This is a genomic window from Nonomuraea sp. SBT364, assembly GCF_001083785.1.
In the GTDB taxonomy this organism is placed as follows: Bacteria; Actinomycetota; Actinomycetes; order Streptosporangiales; family Streptosporangiaceae; genus Nonomuraea.
Genome location: NZ_LAVL01000256.1, coordinates 1 through 8,875, shown reverse-complemented (window position 1 = coordinate 8,875; position 8,875 = coordinate 1). Strand labels below are relative to the sequence as shown.

13 protein-coding genes are annotated in these 8,875 nt (G+C 68.0%); 12 read left to right on the top strand and 1 reads right to left on the bottom strand.

Annotated features, from left to right (window positions below):
• The first annotated feature begins 114 nt into the window (after positions 1 to 114).
• The 12 genes from ADY59_RS45335 to truA all read left to right on the top strand — a co-directional run bounded on the left by ADY59_RS45335 (position 115) and on the right by truA (position 7,726).
• Complete coding sequence (locus ADY59_RS45335) at positions 115 to 765, top strand: adenylate kinase (protein WP_049576944.1); 651 nt, start codon at positions 115 to 117, stop codon at positions 763 to 765.
• 111 nt (positions 766 to 876) lie between these two features.
• Positions 877 to 1,680 carry a type I methionyl aminopeptidase gene (gene map / locus ADY59_RS45330; RefSeq protein ID WP_049576941.1) on the top strand — a complete coding sequence of 268 codons (804 nt, stop codon included), beginning with the start codon at positions 877 to 879 and terminating at the stop codon, positions 1,678 to 1,680.
• A gap of 38 nt (positions 1,681 to 1,718) precedes the next feature.
• A complete protein-coding gene (locus tag ADY59_RS45325; protein ID WP_231619199.1) occupies positions 1,719 to 2,126 on the top strand; it encodes a DUF1707 SHOCT-like domain-containing protein in 408 nt (135 codons plus the stop codon).
• A gap of 105 nt (positions 2,127 to 2,231) precedes the next feature.
• A complete protein-coding gene (locus ADY59_RS45320) occupies positions 2,232 to 2,642 on the top strand; it encodes a hypothetical protein (protein WP_049576935.1) in 411 nt (136 codons plus the stop codon).
• A gap of 265 nt (positions 2,643 to 2,907) precedes the next feature.
• Positions 2,908 to 3,129 (top strand): translation initiation factor IF-1, encoded by a 222-nt coding sequence (infA, locus tag ADY59_RS45315; protein ID WP_012887858.1) that lies wholly within the window; start codon positions 2,908 to 2,910, stop codon positions 3,127 to 3,129.
• Positions 3,130 to 3,214: 85 nt separating this feature from the next.
• Complete coding sequence (gene rpmJ / locus ADY59_RS45310; protein WP_003956441.1) at positions 3,215 to 3,328, top strand: 50S ribosomal protein L36; 114 nt, start codon at positions 3,215 to 3,217, stop codon at positions 3,326 to 3,328.
• Positions 3,329 to 3,539: 211 nt separating this feature from the next.
• The gene (gene rpsM, locus ADY59_RS45305; protein WP_049576926.1) at positions 3,540 to 3,920 is read left to right on the top strand and encodes a 30S ribosomal protein S13; all 381 of its coding nucleotides are present in this window, start codon (positions 3,540 to 3,542) and stop codon (positions 3,918 to 3,920) included.
• A gap of 45 nt (positions 3,921 to 3,965) precedes the next feature.
• Positions 3,966 to 4,370 (top strand): 30S ribosomal protein S11, encoded by a 405-nt coding sequence (gene rpsK, locus ADY59_RS45300; RefSeq protein ID WP_020542285.1) that lies wholly within the window; start codon positions 3,966 to 3,968, stop codon positions 4,368 to 4,370.
• A 20-nt stretch (positions 4,371 to 4,390) separates the two neighbouring features.
• Positions 4,391 to 5,017: a 30S ribosomal protein S4 gene (rpsD, locus tag ADY59_RS45295; RefSeq protein WP_049576923.1), complete on the top strand. Its 627-nt coding sequence runs from the start codon at positions 4,391 to 4,393 to the stop codon at positions 5,015 to 5,017.
• 105 nt (positions 5,018 to 5,122) lie between these two features.
• Positions 5,123 to 6,139 carry a DNA-directed RNA polymerase subunit alpha gene (locus tag ADY59_RS45290; RefSeq protein WP_049576920.1) on the top strand — a complete coding sequence of 339 codons (1,017 nt, stop codon included), beginning with the start codon at positions 5,123 to 5,125 and terminating at the stop codon, positions 6,137 to 6,139.
• A 91-nt stretch (positions 6,140 to 6,230) separates the two neighbouring features.
• The gene (rplQ, locus tag ADY59_RS45285; RefSeq protein WP_049576917.1) at positions 6,231 to 6,791 is read left to right on the top strand and encodes a 50S ribosomal protein L17; all 561 of its coding nucleotides are present in this window, start codon (positions 6,231 to 6,233) and stop codon (positions 6,789 to 6,791) included.
• A 62-nt stretch (positions 6,792 to 6,853) separates the two neighbouring features.
• Entirely contained in the window at positions 6,854 to 7,726 is an 873-nt protein-coding gene (gene truA, locus ADY59_RS45280) for a tRNA pseudouridine(38-40) synthase TruA (protein WP_197094166.1), read from the top strand.
• On the opposite strand, the gene ADY59_RS52080 is transcribed toward truA, so the two are convergent.
• On the bottom strand, positions 7,713 to 8,875 hold a 1,163-nt coding region (locus tag ADY59_RS52080; protein ID WP_197094165.1), incomplete at its 5' end, for a hypothetical protein. The two genes, truA and ADY59_RS52080, sit on opposite strands and share 14 nt — an antisense overlap.

Sequence of the window (8,875 nt, the reverse complement as noted above, 5' to 3'; positions counted from 1 at the left end):
GAACTTCCCGTTCGGAGGGACGAGCATCCTGATCATGGTTGGTGTCGGCCTGGACACGGTCAAGCAGATCGAGAGCCAGCTGCAGCAGCGCAACTACGAAGGTTTCCTGCGGTAGTGCGTCTCGTTCTGGTCGGGCCCCCTGGAGCGGGTAAAGGGACGCAGGCCCAGTACATCGCATCGAACCTGTCAATCCCGAAGATCTCGACAGGTGACATTTTCCGTGCCAACGTCTCCGGCGGCACGGACCTCGGCAAGCTCGCCAAGACATATATGGACCGCGGCGACCTGGTGCCCGACGAGGTCACCATCGCCATGGTCCGCGACCGTCTCTCCGAGGACGACGCGCAGGACGGGTTCCTGCTCGACGGCTTCCCGCGCAACGTGCCGCAGGCGGAGATTCTCAAGAAGATGCTCGCCGACTGGGGGCAGGGGCTCGACCTGGTGCTGGAGCTCGTCGTCGACGACGACGAGGTGGTCCGGCGGCTGGCGGGCCGGCGCACCTGCAGTCAGTGCGGCCGCATCTGGCACGTGGAGTTCGACGACAAGCAGGACGATCGCTGTGACGCCTGCGACGGCGCGCTGTTCCAGCGTGACGACGACAAAGAGGAGACCGTCAGGCACCGCCTGGAGGTCTATCTGGAGCAGACAGCGCCGCTGATCTCCTACTACGCGGACGAGGGCATCCTCGTCGGGGTCGACGCTACCGGCCCGGTCGAAGAGGTCACCCAGAGGGCCATGGAGGCCATGCGGCCCTTCATGGGCTGACGGTGGCGACCAACTGCGGAGGTGGCACGGGTATCCGTGCCACCTCGCGGCTATTGTGGGGGAATTGAGCTCCCACGTCTGCCCGTTGAAGTCCCTGGGGGTGCCGAGAACGTGTTCAAGAGAAACAGGCATGGAATTCAGATCAAGTCGCCCGAGCAACTGGAGAAGATGCGGGCGGCCGGTCTGGTCGTCGGGCGCACGCTGGAGCTGCTGAAGCGGTCGGTGCAGCCGGGCATGACGCCGCTGGACCTCGACGTCATCGCCGAGAAGGCGATCAGGGACGAGGGTGCGATCCCGTCCTTCAAGGGCTACCAGGGCTTTCCGGCGACCATCTGCGCGTCGGTCAACCACGAGGTGGTGCACGGCATCCCGACGGACGCCCGCGAGCTGCGCGAGGGCGACGTCATCTCGATCGACTGCGGCGCGATCCTCGACGGCTGGCACGGCGACTCGGCCGTGACGGTGCCGGTGGGCGAGGTGGACCCGAAGCTCACCGAGCTGATGCGGATCACCGAGGAGGCGATGTGGGCCGGCATCCGGGCCCTCACCGTGGGCCGCCACCTGTCCGACATCGGTTACGAGGTCGAACGCTACGTCAAGTCGCAGGGCCGCTTCGGCATCCCGCCCGAGTACGGCGGCCACGGCATCGGCACCGAGATGCACATGGACCCATGGATCGCCAACCACGGCAAGCCGGGCCGGGGCCCGGTGCTGGAGGCGGGCATGTGCCTGGCCGTGGAGCCCATGGTCAACCTGGGCAACGAGCGCACCCGCGTGCTGGCCGACGACTGGACCGTGGTGACCGTCGACGGAAAGGCGTCCGCGCACTTCGAACACAGCGTCGCCGTGACACATAATGGTCCTTGGGTGCTAACTGCCCTAGACGGGGGCAAGGAGCGCCTGGCGCAGCCGTAGACGAGCCGGGAGTGGTGGGAATGGCGCAGAGTCCCGAGATGCGTGCCTCCGATGTGGACCGCGACCGGGTTGCGGGAGTCCTGCGTGAGCACACCGCCCAGGGCCGCATCACGATGGACGAGTTCAACGAGCGGCTCGAACAGCTCTACCAGAGCAAGACGTACGGCGACCTGGCCAAGCTGACGGCCGATCTGCCCGACGTCGACCTGCGCAACCGGCCCGCCAAGGTGACGCCGGCTCCGGCGGCCAAGCGGCGGATGCACCCCGGCATGACGGCCGCTTGGAGCGCGTGGGCCGGGGCCAGCGCGATCAACTGGGTCATCTGGCTGATCATCAGCATCACGGCGGGTGACTTCATCTATCCGTGGCCGCTGTGGGTGATGGGCCCATGGGGCGCGATCCTGCTGGTGAGCACCGTCTTCGGCAATCCGCCGCCGAAGCGGTGAGCGCGGCCTCTGTGCAGTAGTGCGCTTTGCGCATTCGTCCACAGAACGCGGCGGCGGATGTTCCTAACGTGAGCGGTGTCGAGAACACGACTCACGGAGGAAACAATGCGCAAGATCTTCGCAGCCGCCGCCATCGCCGGTTCCCTCGCCGCCACCGGTCTCGCCCTCGCCCCGGCCTCCGCCCAGGCGTCCGCCCCCGTCACGGTGCAGGCCGCCTCCTCGGCCGGCAACTGGGGCAAGTACTACTCCAGCAACAAGAAGGCCTACACCTACGGCAAGACCTGGAAGGCCGGCGGCAAGGTCTACACGAAGTGGTACGGCAAGGAGTTCACCGCCAAGCGCGGCTACGTGTGGTTCCGGTACGAGTTCAAGAACGGCGGCACCGGCAAGCACTTCTACGGCTGGAACGGCTCGCACCAGCACACCTGGAGCAAGAAGAACATCAAGAAGCTCTGGACGTACACCTGCTGGGGCGGCGCGTTCAAATACTGCGGTTCGGCGCACCGGATCTACTGAGCGCCCGGAAGGCCCGCCGACGCCCGTCGGCGGGCCTTCCGCATGCGTCAGGCCGCGTTATCGGGTACAGTGACACGTGGTTGTGTCAGGGCACCTGGCACGCGTTTCGCGTTTGAGCAACAGGTGTCGTACACTCCTTAGTCGGCTCACTATGACTATCACGCGTCGGCGACCTTTGCCGGTTGCCGCTCTCTTCGAAGCGTGAGGTCGCGGCTGCTTAGTGAACCGGAGCCTCAGACGACCGATCAGTGAAACGCGAGGGATTTTGGCCAAGAAAGACGGCGCCATCGAGATCGAGGGCACTGTGGTTGAGTCGCTCCCGAACGCCATGTTCCGGGTGCAGCTCGACAACGGCCATAAGGTCCTGGCCCACATCAGCGGACGGATGCGGATGCACTACATCCGGATCCTGCCCGACGACCGGGTAGTCGTGGAACTGAGCCCCTACGACCTGAGTCGTGGGCGGATCGTCTACCGATACAAGTAACGACGGAATCCGCAGCGTAGCGAGGATCTCCCGTCGTTAGGCGCGAGCTCCGCTCGCAAGGAAACACGTCTGAGGAACAAGGACAATGAAGGTAAAGCCGAGCGTCAAGAAGATCTGCGACAAGTGCAAGGTGATTCGCCGGCACGGTCGCGTCATGGTGATCTGCGACAACCTGCGCCACAAGCAGCGTCAGGGTTAGTCGCCGTAAGGCTTCTCCGAGTCCGCCCCATCAGGGAGCGGGCTCGACGCATGAGGAGCCTGAGACAGTAATCGCGCGCCACACCTGAGCAGGCGGCCCAGCGTCGAACCGTTCAGGAGACCCCCGGTCGGAGGCCGGGGCCCTCACCCCGGGCATGGGGAGGGGAAGTGGGGCGCAAGACCTCCGCCACAGAGAAGGAGAATGCCCGACCATGGCTCGCCTGGTTGGCGTCGACCTCCCCCGCGAAAAGCGGCTGGAGATCGCTCTCACCTACATTTACGGCATCGGCCGCACCCGGGCCCAGGAGATCCTCCAGGCCACCGGTGTCAGCGGCGATCTGCGCGTGCACCAGCTCTCCGACGCCGAGCTCGTCCCGATGCGTGACTACATCGAGGCGAACTTCAAGATCGAGGGTGACCTGCGCCGCGAGGTCCAGGCCGACATCCGTCGCAAGATCGAAATTGGTTGCTACCAGGGCATCCGACACCGCAAGGGTCTTCCGGTCCACGGCCAGCGCACGCAGACCAACGCGCGCACCCGTAAGGGCAAGAAGAAGACCGTCGCCGGTAAGAAGAAGCCCGGTAAGAAGTAGTCCTCGCAGCCGCGGGACCGAAGACCTCAGGAGTGAAGGCAAACAATGCCTCCTAAGAGCCGCCAGGGTGCACCGAAGAAGGTGCGCCGCAAGGAAAAGAAGAACGTCGCTCACGGGCACGCCCACATCAAGAGCACGTTCAACAACACGATCGTCTCGATCACCGACCCCAACGGGAACGTGATCTCCTGGGCCAGCGCCGGCCACGTGGGTTTCAAGGGCTCCCGTAAGTCCACCCCGTTCGCCGCTCAGATGGCCGCGGAAAACGCCGCTCGCCGCGCCATGGAGCACGGCATGCGCAAGGTCGACGTCTTCGTCAAGGGTCCGGGCTCCGGCCGTGAGACCGCGATCCGCTCCCTCCAGGCCACCGGCCTCGAGGTGGGTTCGATCCAGGACGTCACCCCGGTTCCGCACAACGGCTGCCGTCCGCCGAAGCGCCGCCGCGTCTGATTCCCAGGAGATATTGAGAAATGGCTCGTTACACGGGCGCGGACTGCAAGCTCTGCCGTCGCGAGAAGACCAAGCTCTTCCTCAAGGGCAGCAAGTGCGAGACCGCCAAGTGCCCCATCGAGATCCGTCCTTACCCGCCGGGTGAGCACGGCCGCGGACGCCCCAAGGAGTCCGAGTACCAGCTTCAGCTTCGCGAGAAGCAGAAGACCCGCCGCATCTACGGCGTCCTCGAGAAGCAGTTCCGCAACTACTACGAGGAAGCTGCCGGCAAGAGCGGCAAGTCGGGTGAGGTGCTCCTCCAGATCCTGGAGAGCCGTCTCGACAACGTCGTCTACCGCGCCGGTTTCGCGCAGTCGCGTGACGCCGCCCGCCAGCAGGTCCGCCACGGCCACATCATGGTCAACGGCAAGAAGGTGGACATTCCGTCCTACCGCGTGCGCGAGCACGACATCATCGAGGTCCGCGAGACCAAGCGCAACCTGATGCCGTACGAGGTCGCCCGCGCGACCGCCGGCGAGCGCACGGTTCCCGCGTGGCTCGGCGTCGTGCCGGAGAAGCTCCGCGTCCTGGTTCACCAGCTGCCGGTTCGCCAGCAGATCGACACCCAGGTCCAGGAACAGCTCATCGTCGAGTACTACTCCAAGTAGTCACTCGTTCGTTTGGTTCGAGTACGGATTCCGTACTCGAACTAAACTGTTTGTCGGAGTGGCGTCATATAGCGGGCGCCACACGAAACCAGGGGAGAACCCACCATGCTGATCGCTCAGCGCCCGACTCTTCTCGAAGAGTCGATCGACGACACCCGGTCCCGGTTCGTCATCGAACCGCTGGAGCCCGGCTTCGGCTACACCATCGGCAACTCGCTGCGTCGCACGCTGCTGTCGTCCATTCCGGGCGCGGCCGTGACGAGCATCCGGATCGAGGGCGTGCTGCACGAGTTCTCGACCGTTCCCGGGGTCAAGGAAGACGTCACCGACATCATCCTCAACCTCAAGGAACTGGTCGTCTCCTCCGAGCACGACGAGCCGGTCGTGATGTACCTGCGCAAGCAGGGCCCGGGCGAGGTCACCGCCGCCGACATCGCGCCGCCGGCCGGTGTCGAGGTGCACAACCCCGAGCTGCGCATCGCCACGCTCAACGGCAAGGCGAAGCTGGAGATGGAGCTGACCGTCGAGCGCGGTCGCGGCTACGTCTCCGCGGCCCAGAACAAGCAGCCGGGTCAGGAGATCGGTCGCATCCCGATCGACTCCATCTACTCCCCGGTGCTCAAGGTCACCTACAAGGTCGAGGCGACCCGAGTCGAGCAGCGCACCGACTTCGACCGTCTGATCCTGGACGTCGAGACCAAGCCGGCCATGAAGCCCCGCGACGCGGTGGCCTCCGCCGGCAAGACCCTCGTCGAGCTGTTCGGCCTGGCCCGTGAGCTCAACGTCGAGGCCGAGGGCATCGACATCGGCCCGTCGCCGACCGACGCCGCTCTGGCCGCCGATCTGGCGCTGCCGATCGAGGAGCTCAACCTCACGGTCCGGTCGTACAACTGCCTCAAGCGCGAGGGCATCCACACCGTGGGTGAGCTCGTGGCCCGCAGCGAGCAGGACCTCCTCGACATAAGGAATTTCGGCGCCAAGTCGATCGAAGAGGTCAAGCAGAAGCTGCACGAGATGTCGCTGGCGCTCAAGGACTCCCCGCCCGGGTTCGACCCGACCGCGGTGGCCGGCGGCGGCTACGACGACGACGACAGCGCGTACGTCGAGACCGAGCAGTACTGATTTTCCCGATAGCGCGGACCCGTCCCGGGTCTGGCGGCCCGACCCCGGTACCTGGCACGGCCGGGGCGGGTGAACTCACAAGGAGAGAACCATGCCCAAGCCCACCAAGGGCGCGCGTCTTGGCGGCAGTCCGGCGCACGAGCGGCTGATCCTGGCCAACCTTGCCACGGACCTGTTCCGCCACGGCAAGATCCGCACCACGGTCACCAAGGCCAAGCGCCTTCGTCCGGTGGCGGAGCGCCTGATCACCAAGGCGAAGAAGGGCGACATCCACAACCGTCGCCAGGTGCTCACCGTCGTCAAGGACAAGGGCGTCGTTCACCACCTCTTCACCGAGATCGCGCCGACGTTCGCCGAGCGTCCGGGCGGCTACACCCGCATCACCAAGGTCGGGGCGCGGAAGGGCGACAACGCCCCGATGGCGGTCATCGAGCTGGTGACCGAGCCGCTGCGTGGCGTCACCGTCTCGCGTCCGGCCGCCACCGAGGCGCCCGCCGCCCCGGCTGCGGACAAGGCCGACGACAAGGCCGAGGACAAGGCCGACGACACGGCTGCGGACAAGGCCGAGGAGACCCCGGTCGCCGAGGCCACGGAGACCGAGGCTCCCGCCGAGGAGACCCCGGCCGCCGAGGCGAAGAAGGACGAGGCCTGATCCATCAGGCTGCCGGGCCCGGACCCCTTCGTGGGGGCCGGGCCCTTTCGCATACCGGGAGGATGATCGTGGTACGGCTCCGGCTCGACCTGGGGTACGACGGGGGCGGCTTTTCCGGGTGGGCCCGCCAGCCCGGGCTCCGCACGGTCCAGGGGGAGATCGAGCAGGCGCTGGGCCGGATCCTGCGGCTGCCCGAGCCGCCCGACCTGACCGTCGCGGGCCGTACGGACGCGGGGGTGCACGCCCGGGGGCAGGTGGCGCACGTCGACGTGACGGCCGAGGCGCTGGCTGGGCTCGACGGCAACAGCCCCGTGCCGCTGGGCGTGGACGAGAGGCTCGCTGCGCTCGTGCGGAGGTTCGGGGGAGTGCTGGACCCCGATGTACGGATATTTCGCGTCTCCGTGGCTCCTGAGGGCTTTGACGCCCGGTTCTCCGCTGTCTCCCGGCGGTACGCGTACCGGATCAGTGACGCCGCCGGCGGGGTGGACCCGCTGCTGCGGCACGCGGTGGTCTGGCACAACCGGCCGCTCGACCTCGACGCCCTGAACGCCGCCGCCGCCCGGCTGCTCGGTGAGCACGACTTCGCCGCGTTCTGCAAGAAGCGCGAGGGAGCCACCACGATTCGTGAGCTGCAGCGGCTCGACTGGGTGCGCGAGGACAACGGGGTGCTGGTCGCCACCGTGGTGGCCGACGCGTTCTGCCACTCGATGGTGCGGGCCCTCGTCGGCTCGCTGCTGGCCGTGGGCGACGGGCGGCGGCCGGTGCCGTGGCCCGGCGAGGTGCTCACGCAGGCCGTACGCGACTCCGGGGTGCACGTCGCGCCGGCGCGCGGCCTCTGCCTCGAAGAGGTGCGCTACCCGCCCGCGGCGGAGCTCGCCGCGCGGGCGGCCGCCACCCGGCGCGTACGCACGCTGCCGGGTGTCAGTCCTGGTTGATCCGGCGCTCCAGGACGTGTGACGTCTCGTCGCGGAAGGCGCTGCTGACCTTGATGAGGGTCTTCTCCTTGGCGTCCGGCGTGTGGCCGTCGGCGTGGGTGGCGTAGCTGAAGACGATGTAGCGGCCCCACACCAGGCCCGCCGCGTAGCCGCCCGCGATGTGCACGCGGTCGCCGCCCGAGCCCGCGGCGCCGGGCAGGGCGCGGAACCACACGGTGCGGCCGAGGTTCTTGGCCCGGTCGGCCTTGAGCGCGGCGTCCTTGCTGGGCAGCACGGCGATGCCGGTCGTCACCGCGTAGCGGCGCTTGGAGTCGACGTACGTGGCGCGCAGGACGCGGCTGCACTTGTTCTCGCGCAACGCCTCCGCGAACGGGCCCGCCGCCGCCTTGTCGCAGGTGGTTGCCATATCCGTCTTGACCCGGGTGAACGAGGCCCCGGCGGCGGACACCTTCTTCTCCGGGAACGCCTCCGCCAGCGACAGCTTCTTCGGGTCGGTGATCTCGGAGTTGAGTATCGAGGCGCCCGCGGGCTCGGCCGGCGTGCTCGCCGGCGGGGCCGAGGTCGGCGTCACCGGTGGCACGGACGGCTGGGACGCGGCCTCCGGGGTGGGCGAGCTGACGGACCTGATGGCGAAGAACCCGCCCGTCGCCACCCCGGCCAGCACCAGCACCCCCAGCGTGGCGAACAGCGCCCGCTTGCTCTTGCCCGGCTGCTTGACGGGCGGCATCGGCGCGAACGGCGGCTGCCTGAACGCGTCCGGCGCCAGGGCGGGCAGGTTGGGCCCTTGCCCCTGCTGAGGGCGCTGGCCCCACACCTCGGGGCTGAAGGGGAGATCGGGGCCCCGGCTCTGGCCCTCCTCGTGCGGCGGCCACACGGGGACGTCGCCCGGCGCGGGATGGCGCGGCGCGCTCGGGTCGAACAGGGGGGCCGGCGGCTGCTTGGCCCCCGGCGACGGCACCGGCACCCCGGTGGCCTTCCGCCCGGCGGGGGGCGGCGCGATGTCACCGGTGCTGAACGGAGAGCCCGCCTGCCCCGGCACGGCTGGTTGGCCGGGCACGTCGAGTTGGCCGGGCACGTCGAGTTGGCCGGGTGCGTCGAGTTGGCCTGGTGTGGGGGGGCGCGGGTGCTCGGCGGCGTACTGCTCCGGCT

Coding starts and splice junctions, on each gene's coding strand:
- ADY59_RS45325 (WP_231619199.1), top strand. CDS start 1,719: ATGCGTGCCTCCGATGTGGACCGCGACCGGGTTGCGGGAGTCCTGCGT.
- ADY59_RS45320 (WP_049576935.1), top strand. CDS start 2,232: ATGCGCAAGATCTTCGCAGCCGCCGCCATCGCCGGTTCCCTCGCCGCC.
- rpmJ (WP_003956441.1), top strand. CDS start 3,215: ATGAAGGTAAAGCCGAGCGTCAAGAAGATCTGCGACAAGTGCAAGGTG.
- rpsM (WP_049576926.1), top strand. CDS start 3,540: ATGGCTCGCCTGGTTGGCGTCGACCTCCCCCGCGAAAAGCGGCTGGAG.
- rpsK (WP_020542285.1), top strand. CDS start 3,966: ATGCCTCCTAAGAGCCGCCAGGGTGCACCGAAGAAGGTGCGCCGCAAG.
- rpsD (WP_049576923.1), top strand. CDS start 4,391: ATGGCTCGTTACACGGGCGCGGACTGCAAGCTCTGCCGTCGCGAGAAG.
- ADY59_RS45290 (WP_049576920.1), top strand. CDS start 5,123: ATGCTGATCGCTCAGCGCCCGACTCTTCTCGAAGAGTCGATCGACGAC.
- rplQ (WP_049576917.1), top strand. CDS start 6,231: ATGCCCAAGCCCACCAAGGGCGCGCGTCTTGGCGGCAGTCCGGCGCAC.
- truA (WP_197094166.1), top strand. CDS start 6,854: ATGATCGTGGTACGGCTCCGGCTCGACCTGGGGTACGACGGGGGCGGC.